This is a genomic window from Pontibacter toksunensis (genome assembly GCF_042686245.1).
In the GTDB taxonomy this organism is placed as follows: domain Bacteria; phylum Bacteroidota; class Bacteroidia; order Cytophagales; family Hymenobacteraceae; genus Pontibacter; species Pontibacter toksunensis.
In genome coordinates this window covers 17,657-36,836 of sequence record NZ_JBHUOX010000031.1, presented here as the reverse complement: position 1 = coordinate 36,836, position 19,180 = coordinate 17,657, and the positions used below count along the sequence as shown (strand labels likewise).

Annotated in this window: 2 protein-coding genes; both read right to left on the bottom strand. The window is 43.3% G+C overall.

Annotation, left to right across the window (positions count from 1 at the left end; all coding sequences use genetic code 11):
• Positions 1-413: 413 nt before the first annotated feature.
• Positions 414-11,180, bottom strand: a complete 10,767-nt coding sequence (locus tag ACFS7Z_RS24390) for a Tc toxin subunit A-related protein (RefSeq protein WP_377491029.1) — start codon at positions 11,178-11,180, stop codon at positions 414-416.
• A gap of 90 nt (positions 11,181-11,270) precedes the next feature.
• A complete protein-coding gene (locus ACFS7Z_RS24385) occupies positions 11,271-19,094 on the bottom strand; it encodes a SpvB/TcaC N-terminal domain-containing protein (RefSeq protein WP_377491026.1) in 7,824 nt (2,607 codons plus the stop codon).
• Between the last annotated feature and the right edge of the window lie 86 nt (positions 19,095-19,180).

Genomic DNA, 19,180 nt, shown 5'->3' with positions numbered 1-19,180 from the left:
GCTTATGTGAATGGTGCTATCAAAACCGTTGAAGAAGCTGAATTTAAATCAATATCAATCATTGGGCAGCAATTAAACTCCTGTACGATGCTTCGCCCCCCTTATACAGGAAGAGTGCAATTAGTGGATATAGCAGGTAAGTTAAGAAGCATAATTGATTACAAATAGAGCTCCTACTCTCCCCCACTTCCAAATTTTCTCGAACAACTGTGGTGTCTTTGTAGATAAAAAACATATTTATACCCCCACGGTCTATACGCAAGCTCATATGCCTCAAAGAGTGGCTATCGTGCATTTCTAATATTAAACGTACACAGTCATATTCAGATCACTAGTATCAGAAGAGAGCCAGTATTATTAAAAACTATCGTGATTTTGAATATTTGCGAAAAAAGAAAACCACCTACTCCTTTTTATAATGTTGCTCCATTAGATAATCTGTACTTAATAAAGAGATATACATCTTTAAGCTTATGCTCATCCAAAGCGGATGGATCAGAAGGCAGTGGATTAACGGGGGCAAGTCTTCCAGCGTTAACTACCATAAAAGTAATGATTAAAGGTGATAATCCGGGTGCTATAGGGTTTGGCACTAACCTATCAAGTTCTTCATTAACTAAACTTTTATCAGCTAAATTTTTTTCTGTATTAATTTCAAAATTGTTTAAAGTTGTAGGCGTATTACCATTGACTCCTATTGATAATTCCAGGGCTAGTGGTACAGGTTCAGATTCGCCTTCTTGAGGTATAAGTACTGAAGGTTCAAATTCAATGTAAACTTTAGCCTGTTCTATTGACAGACTTCTGCCTTGAATAAATAATGGAAAGTGCTTTTCACTTAATTCCAGGGGTACAGAAGTGTTCAATCTGCTATGTAGTAAGCGATGGAAAGTTTGTGAAAACTCCTGCCGCAGGCTAAAAATCCTGGTCAATTCACAATGTTCACTTTGTAAAAAGCCTTCTAGGTACCCTGTGCTCTCCTCTATTTTTTCCCTAAAAGCACCATCATAATCAGCAGTATAGCTAATATGCAGTATTACATCATTAATGGTGGCATAATCGAATGGACGGAAGTTTTTAGGCAATTGGATACCCCAGGTACTTTCTACGGCACCTGCCCCTTCAAAAGGCATATAGCGTTCGTCCCGGAAATCGAGCTTGAATACACCTGAATCATTCTGGGCAGTGCTGGTGGCAATGGAGACAGAGCGGCTGGGAGGCACATCTAATAAACCTGCAGCAGGATAAGTAGCTGATAAGTTAAGGTCTGGATCTTTACGGATTTTACTACCTTTCAGTGTTAGGGTAGCGCTGACGTTGCTATAGGGGCCGGTGATACAGGGAATGGTAAGTCTGGCAGATTTGATCCTGCGCCGGTACTGCCCGGGGTAAAACAAATCAAAATAGAGTTCGGGAACAGTAAAATTGCATTCTCCTGTGGCTTTTAGTTTTAGTAAAGCAGCTGGATCTATCTGGGTAAGTGAAAAAGCCTGGTCAATTTCCATGCTCCGGCTATGGGTTTCCATGTACCTGAGTTCCATGTGTCGGAGGGCATTCATCAATTTTTCTCCTGCCAGTAAACCTGACCGACTGCTGTCCCAGAAACTTCCGTCGATAAACAAAGCCGTATCATCATTGCGTTCAAAGCGGTAAGCGCGCTCTGCCATGCGGGCCATGGTAATAGCACTTTGGTAGGTTTCGCGATACATCTTCTGGACTTCCTTAGAAAGCCAAGTGTACAGCTCAAGATTACTGAACTTATCTCTGTAAAACTCAAACGTTTCCTGATGTTGTTCCAGACTCTTTTCATGCACAGACCTAGATTCAATAGAAAAGTTTCTGCGGATTTCAGCAGCTTTTATTTGCTTTTCGGTTTCTTGTAACTCAAGATTTGCTAGTTGGTAACTAAACTTCCACCCTTCTTCTCTTCTTTTGTAGTTTGCTTCCAGCCCAGCAAGTTGGGAACTAATAAAGAACAAATCGCTAAAGCCATTTAACGCATTTGCAGTGTCGTTCAAAGATCTTTTTAAAGAAATAGTCGGTGTAGAATTACTGGTACCTAGTTCACTTGGTGGTATTGATAAAGCTGCAGCTATTGTATTCAAAAATGGTGCAGTCAATTTAATTGAGTATCCGTGTATTCTTAAACTTATATCAGCCAACTCACCCTGAGTTAATCCGTTATCAATTAGACTTTGATAATGTTCAATTCGCTTTTCAATAGTTCTTCTTCTCGAATTGATACCCTCCAAACCAGCTTCTGCTGCGGCTACCTCCATATCCCTAAGTTTGGATGTAAATTTTAGAATGTGATCCTGCTGTACTAGCCGTAAGCGGGCCAGTTCCTCTCCATCCTTCTTTTCCAATGCGCTCATCAACGCTGCTCCGTACCCCTGCAAGGCGCCTGCATATTCTTTGGCTTTTGCTACTAAAAAGCTAAAGCGATAAGGGGGCAGATCTCCATTGATATTGTTAAGCACCTCTTCTACAGACAAGCCTGCTGCTCTGGCCCGGACAAGCAAACGTGGATCAATTTCAGGGGCAAATAAAGCAAGCTGCCTGCGTATACCACTGATGTTCATGCAGTTCCTGATTTTAAATAGTCTGTCCTCTACCCTGTCCCAGTAGCCTAAAAGATCTTTGTTAGGGGAGATACAAAACAGACAGGCCTGCTTTAAAATACTTGTCCCAAAATCTATAGATAATTCCGGAATAACACCTTGTTTATTCCAATTATGGCGGAAATGATCAGACTCACGATTATTAAGAATTCCATCTGATTCATCTATATTTACATGATCACGATTAGATTTACTTTTAACTTTTGGATGTTCCTTAGCATTTTCCAGCGTATCATGAATTGTTCTTAAACCTTTGCGTTGATTACCCTTTTGAACCCGGGCTATATTTGGAGATACTGATAGCGTTTCGACTGCATTGATAAAATTTGAGCACCTACGGCTATTTAGTTGGTTATTAAGTTGATCGTAAGTATGAAATATCTCATACTTCCTACATGCACCTGTCTCGGGAGGGCGCTGGCCTAAAATTTCGGATGCTAACACATATAAAAGAGTCGCTTCATTGATGGATTCCATCGTGTCCTGGGCAAAGAGATGGTCTCCCCAATCCAGGAGGTTATCTATATACTTCATCACGATGCTCTTCATGTATGCGCTCAAGCGGAGACGTGCTATGGCATGTGGATTGAAAGGATCATTTTCATAAGCCTGTATGGCTTGACGATCATTGAGTTGATCCTTCAACTTTGGCAAAGTTTGATTTCTGAATTCAATATATTGCCATACCCGGTCTGCCTCCCCCTTCTTTTTTGCAGCCGAATCAGTAATTCCATCCAAGTCAGCTGGAAGCTTTTCAGAAGTAAAATCAAAAATGTAATGGTACCAACGCTGCGCATCGGCATACTTGCCCTGGCTGTTTAAGTGATTGGCTATAAGAAAAGGTATGTGAAAAAATATCTCACGGAAATAGACCCCCAATGACCCTTTTGTATCTAAATGGCCAATATTAGTTAAGGTATCATTAATTACATTTGAATCAATCAAGATCACCGGAAGATGTGCCTCTTTCATTTCATTTTCCTGAAAATGAATATCTAGAAAGCCATTAATACCAGCATCAAAAAGCTTCCTGGACATTTTGTCACTTAATGTTGTTCCTAAACGTTTTAGTCTATATGGAGGGGTGCTGGAAAGGGTAGAATGTAGATAAAGTATATCTTGATTTTTCTCAATGATTCCGTCTGTACATGGTCCATTTATAATTTTTAAATTATCAGCAGTTATTCCACCACCTATTAAATAACCTGATTCAGTTATAGCAGGGCCTCTTGTTGTTCTATTAGCATTTCTTCTTTTTATTTGCTCCGCAGGTCCATAGGCAAAACTTGAATATGATAAAGAACCATAATGAACTTGACTTGAATTTATGTAAATACGTTTTGAATTTATAGGATCATTTTCGTAGATAGATAAAGCAAAATTATTATTTAACTCCAAACCGTAAATATCTACCTTGGCCGCAAAACCAAAGCCTCCTTCTATACCTCTTCCTCCCTGTACGAACAGACGCCCATTATTGATAGAAGGGTATATCGTATCCCAAAAGGGACCACTAAGTGTGTAATCATCAAAAGGTCTTATATGTATTGAGTTTCTATCGTCTTCAGAAAAAAATTTTGGCATTAGTAAACTTCGCCATAAAATATTATTAAAATTAAGACTCAAACCTGTTCCTGGTACCTCATGACTTACACTATCATCTAAATATTCTGGATTATTTTTTATTAAATCAATTGTGCTTTGAAGGAATCTTTCGAAAAAATTTGAATTTCCACTTAAATGTAACCTTACAAATTGATTCTTTTCTATTTCTTCTAGCAAAAGGTCTCTAATTATCCCCTCCCCATGCTCAAATAAGGGACCTGTTAGAGCAATTTTTTGAGGAGTTGTCCAAGTACCATCCATTCTCAAGGATGTACATTTCAATGACATATTATGCTTATATCCTGTAAATCGTGAAGTGCCTTCCACTGTTTCATTCAGAGGTCTTGTACTGATCTCTACCCAAAACACATAAAGTTTCCCATTAAATATAATGGGAGAAACCTTAGCGAAGGGCGTTCTAATGCTTGTAGGGGGAATTTGCACATTAATTTTTTTCCATGGGTTGAAAATTATGCCAACCCCTTGCGAGGCATCTTGTGCTTTATAAACATTTTCAATGGTTCTGTAATAATATTGAGGGGGATCGGAAGATGTTACACCAAATAAGTGGAGCACGTCAGCACGGTTACTTTCCACCTTATCTGCTTCTTCTATCACCGATGAATTATAGCTGCGGTCATGGTAAGAACCTCCAATTTTGAGCTTTGAAATTTCTTCAAAGCCCTGCATGTATTTGGCATAAGCATCCAGCACGTTTTGTGCATTGATCTCCTGTTGCAGCAGTTCAGATTCCAGCTCCTCGAAGAGCGGCGTCTTATCGTCCCTTAACTCTGGTTCTAGGTAGTTTTCCGGGTAAAGGAACACTTTGCGGTTTGCTTCCCACACTCTATAGTTTTTACGCCACTCCCACTGCGCTGCAGCTTTACTATCGGGGCGCACATGGATCTCCCCTGTTTCGCTTTTTTCCAGGTTCATCAAACATCGATGGATATACAGCTGTAAGCTGGAGATCCCGGCAACCACCCTGGAGGTTCGGGCACATCCTTCCAGTTCCGTATCAATCAGGAAGTAATTATACAGGTCATGAGAATTTTTAAACCAATGCTGGGTCTCTTCATGGCGGAATGAATGAATAAGGTAGTCCGTTAAGGCATCCCGCTTCATTTCCCTTATTTTATCCTCAAATGGCTCTACTTTTTCCTGCCACTCCTCTTCAGTATTATATTTGGTACGGATAGCTGCCACCACTGCCTCCACTGCTTTTTCGAGGTCTTCGAATATATTTGAAACAAAGAACCTGAGTGCTTCCCCACCAATGCCCAAGTATTTAACTAAGCTGGCGCATTCCTGCATTTTCAGGTAAGCATCCAGGGCTCTGTTACTTCGTGCACCGCTCCCGTCCACAGCAGGAAATACAAGAACTGTATTCAGCGTCCTAAGCAGATTACCTTCTGTATTTAATGCAGTTGCGAGCTGTGTTATGCCTTCTTCAGTAAATTTTGGTTCAGAAATTCCAGAATTAAAATGCGTTAAGGCAGCCTGTAGGGATGGCGAGGCCTCAGCTGCTTCTTTATGCAATTTCTGATACCTGTTTATGATTTGAAGATGCCGTAAAGCAGGGGAAGTAAAATCTGAAGCAGTAATATGGAAGATGCTGTCAATTCCTCCTGCATGTTGGCGTACATATTCCAGCGTAGCTGCATCGAAAACTTTATCTTTAAACCATATACTTAAGCGCTGCAACAGCCTGGTTAGATTAACCAGTTCTTCAGCTTCCTCACCTGCCGCGGTGCCTTGTAAAACTCTGGTTAACCTGGCTGCTGCCTCCTCCTCATAAAAATTATATCCTGCCATTAAAGCCAATGTTTTTACTTTTTCTACCGGTAAGTTCAATTCTTTACCCAGCAGGTTGGGTACTAGTTCGCTGGCATGGTACTGGAGAAGATAACTTTGTGCCCTGCCAGGAAGCAGAGGAATACCCACAGGAACTGTAATAGGTTCATTTGGATCAAAATCAGGTAGTAACCAATACCTTTCGGGACTGGCAACAAGCTCAAAAATAGAACTGTTTGCAGCCAACAATGCACGCGACTGCTCCAGTGAAAGCCCTGCCACATCTACAAAGATTCTGTCGGTAAATTCGGGTGCTCCTGTCTGTGTATACCGCATTACCCTTAGTAAGAAAGATGAAATCAATTCCTCACCCTGCGCTATAGTAAGCGTATTTTTTATGGTGGTTGGTATGGTTAGACTTACAAGCTCAGTATTATCCAGTAGGGGAGCAAGCGTAAATTGATTGGTAGTTCCGGGAATAGGAATGAATATATCGCTGTTGGCTTGTAAGATTGCAACTGAGTTTTCCTCACTGATATCCGGGATACCGGAAATAGGTGCGCTATCATTGCTCAAATGATTTGCGATCAGCTCCAGAACTTTTCCAACTATTTGTAAGTGTTCATCTCTGGAAACAGGAAGAGATGGCGGTAACTGGATAGGTAAATCAATACCTGGCCTAATACGATAGATGTGTAAATCGGCCGGTTGAATATAATCTTCATTGACCGCCTGCTTTATGATTTCCCGGGATTGCTGCTCAGTGATACCTTCAAAAAAAGAAAAGAGGGTATCGGTGAATGTTAATTTTTGCTCTGCCTCAACCTGATTTTTGATATTTAAGGCTATTTCTTCAGGAGCCGCATAAGCCTCCTCATCCAGCAGTGGTTCATTTAGTATAAATGCAAGTTCGTTGTAGGAATAAGGGCTTTCTTTCCTCCAGTTTATCAGGTTCAGCAGTGCATGAATTTCTTCAGGGTTTTGCAGGTAATTCTGTGTTATTTCAGGATGAATCCTGATCAGCAGGAACAATTCGGGCACCTTCAGATTGAAGATCTTTAGAAGGCATGCATGGCGGAACAACAGCGTTAAATTTTTTATATTGATAATAAATGTTCCTTCACTATTAATACTTAGCGGACCCTTTAGATTTTCAATCAGCAGAAAGAATTCTTCATCAGTAATGCCCAGACCAGCTAAAATTCGGTGTAAAACTGTGGTGGTAGAAGCAGCAATATCATCGGGATCAGTGAGAAAGGCCGGGTGTGTAAAAGCGCCTGTTACATAAAGTGGTTGCTCAAATGGCTCTGGTCTTGCCGGATTTATCTTCCATATGTCTTGCTCTGTTTTGATGAAACTGGATAGGTTAAACCGACAATCAAAAAATTTGGTGGAGTTTACAGTAGCAAGCTTAAAAATGAGCGCACATAGTTCAGGCACTTTAATCTTTAATGCCTTCTGCAGATTCACTGCCTGAACAATTTTATCTAAAACTAAATGATCGGATAAATCTCCTTCATGCAAGGAATACAGTACAAGGTCAAGCTCCTTGATCGACCAGTCCAGCTTTCTCCAAAGGCGAACAAAGCGGTGCATACGATCCAGAAACTCAATACTAATCCCGGTAACATTCTCAACCGATGTTTCCAAGGTTATTACCTGATCTATTTCAACACCCGCACTTCCTTTAACATACCATGTTTCAATAATTTCCTGTAATTCACTTCTTTTAATCTCCAATACCTGAAGAAAATGCTGAACATTCACAGATGAAGAAGACGATGGTATACCCATCTGATAAAGATCGCTTAGCATTTCCGACAGTCTTGTCGTATCTTCTGTGGTGCCCAGAGGAACACTGTTAAGTATTTCATATTCTTCCCCAGAAAGCATAAGGGCTGCCTGAACAAGCACAGAATTTGTGTCCTGGGTAAATGCCAAAACCTTTTGGGCAATGCTGAGACGGCTGATTGGAAAATGCTGCAGGTAAATTTCCAGTTCCGTTAAAGGCAAATGAAAAGGCTGTTTAAAGCTCTCAAGGGATTCATAGATTTTCTTATACACATAGCTTTCTACTGCTTTTCGTTCCAGTAAACTTCTTGAAGCATCATCTTGTCTGGCGATGAAATTTTCTAAAATTTCGTTGATGATAATGAGGTAGGGAATCAGCGTATCCGTCGATTCACAGGATAGCGGCAGACTCTCCCAAAGATCAGGCCTACGGCTTCTCGGATGTATAAGATGATTAGGTGAGTTCCTAAAATGTTTATCCAGGACTTTTTCCTTCAGAAAATCCATCAGGTCTACATAGTAGGCAATGGGACCTGTGATAGATTGGCAATGTTTGCAGTTACAGGTAGAGGAGCCACCTAAAAATTCAGCAAATCCATCTATTTCCCGCAAGAAGCTTTCTACTTCTGGTTGAGTATTATCGATTGGGCTATTGCGGTTTGGATTTAAGTATTTATCCAATAATTGAGCAAAGCTAGCAGTAGTTATAGGGATATTTAACTGAGCTTTTTTAAAATAGGCAGCCCCTTCCTCCCTGCTAATTTTCGCATTATCAATGAAATTTTGAAAACCCCCTGAAACAATTTCAAAAGCAGATTTATAACCAGCTTCTAACAAAGCATAGGTATCTTCTGCATCCTCGGTGATTTTGTATAATCGCTGATTTGTTTTTAGGGAATTCAACACCAATGCCTGGTCTGCAGTAGAGAGATTATCGAACTGAAGTTGTTCCAGATCTTTACTCCGGGGACTGTAGTCCAGGGTGAGAAACTCCACGTCCTGGTTCTGCCTGTAAAAATGCTCTATCAGATTAACTCTGCGTGAAGCCTCCGCTACTTTTTCACGTCCGGAAAGTTCCCGACTGTTGAAGAGGTCGGAAAGTGCCAGGCCTGCATAGCGGTTTAGCTGTTTTTGCAGGGCTTCATACGCCTGCTGCACTTCAGTAGTATCCTCCACATCCTCCAGGTTCAATGATTCATATTGGATTGATGAAAAAAGGCTTTCATTTTTATCAAATAAAGGAGCAACCTGGGTTAAGTGGCTGGCAACGCTATTTTGATCTAAAGGCTTATGTTGAGCCTTGAATACCTGATGCGGATACAGCAATTCTACCTGCTTTTGAAGTAAGGCTGCTTGCCTTGCTAAGGTGAAATCTTTTGGAGGTTCATACTGCGCATTTTCCAACATTCCTTCCCAGTCAGCCCGGCTTAAGGTAACCAGATCTTCGAGCGATTCGGTGCCATTGATGTTTTTGACGATCTGAGCCAGGTTATTTTTTTCACCGGCAAAGAAGTAGATGCCTGCATTCTGTATAAGTGCCTGTGCTTCACCTGCCTCAAGCATTCCCTCTTCTACCAGCAAATCAAGGTTTTCAGGAGTAAACTGGGCAGGCGCCAATTGCTTGGTGAGCAAAGAGGCCGCTTTAGCCTCGCTTATGTTCGCAAGCGCAGAAATTTGATAGATCCCCGCTTGCTGAAACTCTGCCTGGAAGGACGGCAGGTTTTTTAAAGGCACATCAGGGGGAAGCAATTCCTCTATGGTTGAGGCCACTTCTAATGGTTCCAGCTTTTTCTTAAGGCTGTGCACTTGTGCAGGTGTGGCACCATCAAAATCAGCCATTTTGAGGATAAACTCTTTGAAAGAGAACTTTTTTGCGGCACATGCCTGCAGATCAACAGCATCTATAAAAGCCTTGATTTCATCAGGAACTTCAGTCAGCTTATTAAGAATATCCGCTTTAAGATTTCCCAGGGCTGTACGCTGTACCAGGTCAAAGGCAGCAGGCTGTTCTTCCTGAAGCTCGGCAAAAGTTTTATCTGCCCAGTCCTTCAGGGTCAACACTTCCTCTTTTGGACGAATCCTTCCTTTCGCTTCTCCTATTGTATGGGCAGTAATGCTCACTTCAGGCTGCCGGCTTATATCCCATACAAGGGTTTCTCTAGTGTCCGCTACTATGCGGTTGCGGTATCTTACTTGAAAGTAGAATTCAGGACATCCTTTGTACAAACTATCACGCGCCTCTGCTTTCGAAAAAGTAAATGTAAAATGCCCTTTTTCATCTGTGGCAACAGGATGGATTTGTAGCGCACTGCTGTTGTAATCAACCGACCGCATTTCCACCTGGGCCTGCTCCAGTGGCCGACCCAGCCCATCGAATACCTTACCTGTTATTATAAAACCGGCTGGTTCCCCGGTTTCCCCATTTCCCAAACGGATGGTCAGGGAATAGGACTGTGGCATCAGGCCAGCAATATGTTCTGGCAATGGTTCCTCAGAAACCTCGTTATCTGTGGATAGGTGGAAACGGACGTTAACGGGTGCATTCCCTCCACGGTCATAGTCAAAAATCCAATTAGTAAAGGTAAAGGCTAGCTGTCCGTTCGTGTTGCTGCTTGCAACAGGAGGTGCATGTAAAACCTTCTGGTTAGCTTCTTCGGTAATAAACAAGGCAGCTAATTGCTGCCCGGCAATAGCAGAAGCTGTTGAGGCATTCTGCAGCCTGATAGAAATCTGATACTCAACCGGAGCTTCTTTCCTATGCTTTAGCGTGAGAGAATAATTTTGTGGCTCAAGATTGGAGATAAAGCCTTCCAGCCGGGGATATTCCCGCTGTCCCTCTATACTGAAATCTACTCGTACAGGTACATTATCCTCAGGCTGCTGGAATAAAGCCTCTGAAAAGCCAAAGCTTGCCTGACCAGCATTATTCGTAACACTAGAGAGTTGGTGCAGAAGACGGGAGGGATTTTCCCGTGTGTTAAAACTGGCAACTACTCGTAAGTTAGAGACTGGGCTTCCATCCTCCGGCTTAAGTACAGTAGCCCCGATGCTAAACAGCTGAAAACCACCATCACCAGGTACTTTAACAGGAATGCGGACCTTTATCACCTGATCAGAAATAACCAAAGGAAGGCGAAAATCAGTAGGCAACAGTCTCCCCAGCTGATCACGGACCTCGAAGATAGCCTCCGCACCACTAGGAATAAACTCATTGAAAAAGGACATGGTAAACTTACCCGACTCAACGGCAGCAGTTGCTTCCTGAATGGTCTGTCCATCCACTCGTACCATCAGCTTCACCTGGGCCTTTTGAATAACTTCCCGGGAGGCTACGTTAAAAATTTGTCCTTCAATGCGATAGCTTGCCATGGGATGTTCTTTTGTTTTTAAAATTTTAAATAATAGGTCTTCTATAACCAATTACAAGCCCCATCTCTAAACAATGGCCCGTTACAATTATCAATCAAAGACCCATCCGGAAACAGGACCAAGACTAATTGCTCTGCGATAGACTTCGTCAGTAATTAGTCCTTCAGACAGATACAAATTTAAAGTATCTATTTCTACAGGAATTCCTTCAACATCAAAAAACGGATTTTCAACACTAAATCCCCGCCCCCTCGATTCAATCGTATGACTGGCCAGTTGATTATGCCATCGGGACTGAACTCCAAGTTCTTCTACAATTTCCTCACCGAAATCCCTAGATCTCCGGGCTGAAATTCGATGCCCTGCTTCCACTACGTGGGTAGCATTTAACCCTGCTTCATCCAAGATAGGGCCAGGTACTTTTCGATATAAAGCCACAGTTTCGTCAGTTTCGTCCAGAAGAAACCGTAAAGGATGTTCCGGATTTTCCTCTAAAGTCTTTAATAATCTTTCCCTAAATAGTTGGCGGAAACGTGCGCTTGCACTTCTTGCACTCCTTCTGGCGCTCCCTCTTGCGGTACTTCTTGCCGTTCTTTCTGCTCCTTCTTCGACCGATCTGGCACCCCTTTGTATAACTTCTTCTGAAGCTTCTGCTCCTTCTCTGACTGAACTTCTAGCTCTGCCTCCTAAAATTTCTTCTGCAGCCTGTGCTCCCTCACGGATAGACATTCTGGCTCCGCTTCCTACGATTTCTTCAGAAGCTTCTGCACCCTCAAGTAATACACGGGCACCTCTTCTGCTCCCTTTGATTGCATCGCCAAAACCAGGTATCCAGCCTATTCCCGCTAGTCCTAGCCCAGCCCAAGCCCATCCAGAAGTTGGATCTTCTATTACATCTTCTATTGCCGCTAAAGTATCTCTTGCGTCAGCTATCTGACCAACAATTGGAATTAATCCGATAGCTACATTTGCACCTACTCCAGTCCAGGATGAATCTCCTTCATAAAAGTCTCCTAATAATATTTCATCAAGCAAACTTGATTCAGTTGCTGATTCTTGATTATCAAGATTAGTATGACTTTGGTTTCCTTGAATTGCTTCATCAGGTTGATTAGCTAGTTCACCAATCATTTCTAGAAACTCATCATTAGTGATTTGAGGAGCTAAATCTTCGTCGGAAATAGGATCAATTGATTCATCAGTATTTGGTTGTGTAGGTGTAGCAACATCAGGTTCAAAGTTGTAAACAATCATTTCCTCCTGATAGAATCGGATGTTCAGAAGCAAACGAAGGTTGTCTGAATTTGGAAAATGTGCTTGATATCGTTCAATTAAGCTTGATATTCCCTGTTCATCCAAAAATCTTCCATATATCACACCTCCTGAACCACTGGGAATTCCTAGGCCATCTTGTGTAAAGAACCCTCCGCTAACGTAAAAGAGTTCTCCTCTTCTAAAAGCTTCAAGTTGAGATTCACTGTAAACTTCTCTCCTTTCATTTATAAACCCAATTCCTACAGGACTTGGATCTACATCAACGGTAAATAATCCAAAAGAATCAATTTGAACCGTAGGATTATTATGCACAAACTGATACAAATTCAATCCATCCTGAGACCCAACTGGATCAGGAGAAAGCCACCGCGCAAGCCAGGGTGCATAGTAGCGAAAGCCATAGTAATAAAGCTTTGTGGCATCATCCTGCTCTTTGCCGGAGTAACGGTAGTCTTTTAGTTGTACATCTTGTAAATCTTCTCCATAAAGGAATGCTGAACCTCCAAAAGGAAAGTACTCTTCATAATTGATAATCTCCCCCTGCTCATCCAGCTCAAAAGTAGAGGATCCTAAATGGTCGGTAAGCTGGTAATGAATTTTCTTGTTGCTGAGGGTATCTGTTTCCCGCGAATTTGTATCCCTCGTCCACTGATGCAAAAGGGCTATGCGTTCACTGCCATCTGGTAAATGAGAGGTAAACCGTTCCAGAATTAGAGTGCTTCCCTGGCGTATCCGCTTGATCTCACACCCATCCAGGTATATCTTTTCTATGTATTCTATATTTCCGTTCCTTAAATGCTCCGATACTTTACGTACCCGCTGTCCATCTCCCCCATACACATAGTACTCGGCATCATTTTGTCCATCTTCCCGCTCTATGATCACGGCCTGGGAGAGCTGGTTGAGGTAGTTCCATTCGAAGCTGTTCAGGTGAGGCAGGTAAAGACAGTTGCCATTCCCATCAAATCGTGTTTCTGGATCTGGAATAGAATGACCATGCAAGTTTGTTGCAGGAAGTGAATGGTTAGCATTAGAGGCGATCCAATAGTCCCGCCGCCAGCGGTCATGCTCACCCAGTCTGGTTCCTGCCTGGTGTACCATGGTTTGCATATTCCCTCCCAGATCGTAAGTATACTGCCGGGTGTATGCCTGGAGGAGGTCCATATTGGCCAGCGTAATATGCCGCGTTCCCTTGATAAAGCCTGGGGCATCAGGAGCATGCGCATAATCCTGGGCCTGCAAAGCCTGGTGCGTACGGCCCTCTGCCCTGGTAAGCTGATAGAATGCATCGTAGTTATAGCGGTTTATCCTGGGGGCGGCAAATAAGCTTGTTGCATTTGGCTGCGCCGTGTCAATAAGGTGGGTTATGTTGCCAACCGCATCGTAGGTGTAGCGAATATTCTGATATTGTCTTGCCGGCAATCCATTTGGAGTCGGAGTCGGACGAAAACTCCTCTTTCTGCTTAAGCGAAAGCTTCGCGAATCATACTCAAACTGCTGCATCACCCCATTTCCCAGTTCAAGCTGAGTTTGTTGCCCCCGTGCATTATAAGCAGCACTTCTAAGAACAGGCACGTCTGTAAGCGATCCGTCTGCCGTAGTTACTAAAACCTGCCCTACGGCACCGCTTTGCAGGTAGCGGTAGCTGCGGGTGGTACCATCTGGCACCTGCTCTTTTATAGGGCGTCCCAGGGCATCATAAGCGATGCTTGTTGTAAAGGGTGAGCCTTCCACCCAGGCAAAGCTTTCTGCTTCGTCCCAGTCAGGAATGCTTTTATAATCCTCCAGCAGGTGCCGCTCCTTCTCCAGTACAATGCCCATCATGTCATAGCGCTGAATCCTCATGATTCCCGCCTGATCATAATGTTCCACCAGCAGCCCATAAAGATTTCGTTCCGCAGCCTGCCTAATGCCGGCATCTTCTCCATACACAAAGCGCTCTGTCAGGTGATGCATGCCCAATGCCCCATCTGCCCGCTTTTCTTTGATTCTTCCCCAGCTATCGTAGCTAAACTGTTGGTGCACGTTTCTTCCGTCCCAAAGATGTACTGCCTGATCCAGGGCATCGATAAACTGCCACTTTGGCCCGGCATCCATACTCTGTTCCCTGAAAACCCTCCCCTGCATATCCCGGGTATAAGAAAAGGCAGGAAGCCCACGAGGATCTATGACCTGTACCGGATTTCCGAGAGCATCCAGTAGGGTGTGAATGCGGCGGGTTTGTCCTGCTTCATTACTTTCTTCAGTTAAAAAAGCACGGCCCAGGGGATTAAGATGAGTGACTACTGGTGTGTTATAATGCGCTTTTGACTTTACCAGCGCCTCCATTTCTGGTGTATCTGTTCCTATTCCATTAGATGCCGTGATCCGAAGTTCATAAGGGCTTCCTTCAACTGCATCATTGGCATCAAACTGGCTTGTATGCCAGGGCGTGATGCTCACACTTGAAATGGTACCATCTGCATTCAGTACGTTCTTTTTTCTTCCTAAAGCATCATATTTTATTAGACCTGCCTGGCCAAATGTTTCCAGCACTTCATCAGATTCAAAGGTGTGCAAAGGGGAAAAGTAAGGCTCATACTGGCGTACGGGTAGTTGTTTATTATTAAATACCGTATGTCCGGTAACCCGCCAGCGAGATCCTGTGGATTCAGACAATATTGGTTCTCCATCTGGTCCGGTTACGACCCTGCCCCCTTCATATTGTATGGTATCCCCTCCTGGCTCTACCAGGGTCTTAGATTGAATTGTTTGGCCAAAACCATTCCTATAGTTGATGCTTAGCTGTAAATTACTTGCTGGATTGGGATTTCCGCTGCCATCATATACCCAGTCTTCCCGTGCAAGTGCCAGACTTCGTAGTGGAAGCCCTTCCATGGTGCTTTGCCAGGTTTCAAGTTCATAATACAGGTAGGAAGCACATCCCTGTATATAGGCCTGCGGGTTTGCAAGAATTCGTTCAAATGTAACCTCCTCTACAGGATCTACATAAGCTTCCAGTCGATCATGTCCATAGCGCTCTATCCGGTCTTCTTCTGAAAGAATTTCTCCATAGCTAGAGGAAAGAATGACCATACCCAATGGGTCGTAGCGGACTTCAGAGGTATTTCCATTGGCATCCACTATTTGGTAAGGAGCCAGTACATGATAATCTGGTTGTGCTGTAGTTGTATTTCGGGCAAGTTCAGCTCCTGATTCATCAACCAGCACCGCAGTAATACCGCTTAAAAGCAAGTAATAATCATCGTAGATGAACTCGTTATGTGCCCCATTCACCTGTACTTCTCTTGCAGGCAGGTAAAACTCCGACGAGTCAAGATAATGCAGCACTGCCCCTGGTTGCCACCATAAAGCCTCATGTAACACATAATAGCCCTCTGTTGGAAGCGAAGCTTCGTAATGTTCTCCCAGGCTGTTGATCAGAAAATCATCATGGAAGCAGGCTGCTTCAACATGGTGTAATAAGGGTTTTTCTCCAACCTCCCTCCAGAGTAGTGCTGCAGTTTGAGTATTGTTCCAGTAGTAGTTTTTGCTCCATTGCAAAAGCCGGGCTTGCAGACCTGCTTCAAAAGGTGCATCAAAAGCCAGGGCTGTTTCTATTGCACTTTTAATTTTGGAGCTCAGGCTTTCAAATGTAAGCAAGTTTCCACTGGCAGGGCTTCCAATACCACGCACTTCAAAACTTTTCCTTTCCAGCTCAATGCCTACTTCGTATCGATCCTGCAGGTTAAAATGCAGGACATCCAGTTGAGCCACATTCACATGGAGCACCGCTTGCTCTGTAAAGGCGTCTGCTGCCAATCTGTGATAAGCTACAGCAGCCTGTAAAGTAGGAACCCCAAAATAGTCTACGTTTAGTGTAAAGTTGTGCGTGATTCTGGGATCTTCGGGTTTCTCTTCATAAATAATGTTTAGGTTTTCCCGTTGAAAGACAGCAAATACCGGATCATTTTCTTCATGTTTTGCTTGTAGCCTGCGTATCAGGTAGCTGGTTTGCGTAAGCTGGAATGGATTTGCTTTTCTGCTTCCATCCGGGTTTAATCCATACACTTCGCTGCGAATGGTCTGTCCGGCCAAACTGCGTATAGCCTGGAAAAACTCTTCTGCTCCCAAGGCCCCGGCATTTTCTATTTCAAAATCTTTCAGCTGCGTACTATAATCATCTTCTTGGTAGTAGCGCTGTGCTCTTGAATGCTGCCATCCCGGGGCACCATTATGAAACCAGGTTCGTACACAGACAGGATCTGTAAACTCTTCTCTGGGAATGGAAGAGGTTCCCTGATAAACATCTGAGTCGTATTGATCAACATGACAGAAACCCCTAAAAGAGCGCTCCTCCCCATCAAAAAATCCATCATGGTACTCAAATAGCTGCTGAACCCGGGTATGGCCAATAAGATCAATAATCTCCAACCGATCTACTATCGTGTGATGTGAAGGCAGCTTGCTTATCCAAGGCGTATCACTGGCTTTATCTCTTAAATAATGCTGACCGGAATAGCCATATTGAAAGCTGTGTTCCTGCCCCATGGAATTTTGAACATTCAACATTAAGCGAGGCTTCACTCCATTCGTCAACCTAAGGTATTGAATGGGTGCATCGGCATGAATGGATAAGGCCGAAGACCAAAGCAGACAAGGCGTACCATCTCCTAAAAAGTCAATAACCTTTGCGGAATAAATATTGTCGATAAAAGGAAGTCCACGGAGGGTTCCGCCGGGAAGAAACTGGTTGCCAGATGCATTGATCCAGTACCTGATCTCACCCCTTCCTATGTACATCAGGTCAGCTGTACCACTTCCATCCAGATCTACCAGCCGTATGCGGCTGGCATCCAGTTCGAAGCCAAAGTCCAGTTGCGGGGTGTTTTCCATCACAATACCGGCACCAAACTTTCCATTTCCCAGGTTGGGCCAGTATTCAATGCGGCCATTAAAAACCCGAACCTGGTCAGGCAGGCCGCTGCCATTCATATCAGCAAAAAAATAATCCAGCATGGGATTTGCCCCAATGGCAGGTGTACGGCTTTGCCCATTGGAAACTGGTTTAGCTATTTGTACCGGTTTATCAAAACCTTCTTTTCCTTTGGATGGGTACCACACGATCCGGTCCTCCTCCACCGTAACAATATCTGCCAGGCCATCGCCTGTAAGGTCTAAGAGCTGAGTGTAGGTATCCATAGGCCGCACATGCGGAGAGGCCTTAAATGGGCGATAACTGTCCCATACTCCTTCATCACGCTTATATTCGTAATAGCCGGATTCTTTTCCCTGCAACACCACAATATTAAGGTTGCCATCGCCATCGAAATCGCTGAGGGCGTAACTGCCAAAAGTTGAACTGGGCTTTTCGGCTACTTTTTGTTGTTTACCTAATCTACCTCCCCCCAAATTTGGTTTATAGTACCAGCACTCATTGGCTTCATAAAGCACCCCGGGCAATCCTTCCCCATACAGATCTATCCATTTATAATTAATGCCATGTAAACCAATCGGCACATTATCATGGCCTTGCTCTGGAGCAGGCCGGAAAGCTTTTTCTACTTCTGGGCTTGTGTAACTGAAAACAGCGGGAGGCAGGGATTTAGTGGTGTAGGTGCTTCCTCTGTTAACTCGTTGATATGCTGTATAGTGGATCTCTGTGAGTGTGGTGCCTGCCGGATTTTGCTGATGATTCAGCTCAACATTACCAATGAGAGTGGGGTCATCTCCTAATTCCGCAAAATGATGGAACATCAGGATTCTTCTGCACAAGCGATAGGTGCGTAGTTCAAATCCTGCGATGTAAGAAGAAAAAGGATCCTGCCGTACTTCCCATTCGGGAGTAGGTGCATAGGAAGGGTGAATATCTCCTGCACGTTCACCATAGTCAAAGATCACCTCAAAAAGGAACCGCTGCGAAGAATCCAACCCATCTTCAGGAAAAACCGCTACTGTATTACCATACAGGATACGCTTAACATATTTTTGGGCATTATTGAAGCCACTGTAAAGGCGGTTTCGCTCAAAGCTTGAATTACCATCAATGTTGGATTGATTATCAGGTATGTATTCATACTTTATGACATTACCCAAATGATCATACTGTGCTTCTAACAGCCATTGAAAAACATATTCAGGTTGTTGAGGATCATAGATCTTAGTAGTGTTATCCTCAGCCTGCCCAAATACCATTACCTGGTTATTAGGATTATGTATTCTCCAGTGGGTTATGCGGTTTTCTTTGTTAATCCATTTTTCAAAGCGGGTGAAACTGGAGTCGGTAGTTGTGCGGTAATAATAAATCCAATACCAATCATTCTCCTCCAGGCGATGGTGGAAATTTTCATCCAGCAAAGGCACCAGTTCCTGACCTCCGAAAGCAAATTTATCATTTCCGTTATACTTTGGGTAGCCGTCTTTCAAACTTAGACCTATGGAAGGTATACCCTGTAAGGTCCAGCCCATTCCAAAAACAGAGTTGGCGCCGCCGGAGCTGTAAGAAAGTGAAAGCGAGGGTTGTATTCCATTTCGCCCCGGGGTAAGCGGTACACCAACCTGTATTGTGGCTGATCCTGTCGAAGGAGATACAGAACAATTCAGAGGAATTTTAAGATCCTCAATATTGACCTCTTTGAATGTTAAAGTACCAGTTGGCATATCCTATTAAATTTATACCCGGTATTAAACTCAACTTTTAAGACTTCGAGTTTAAGTCAAATACATTACAATCATCAATTACTGAA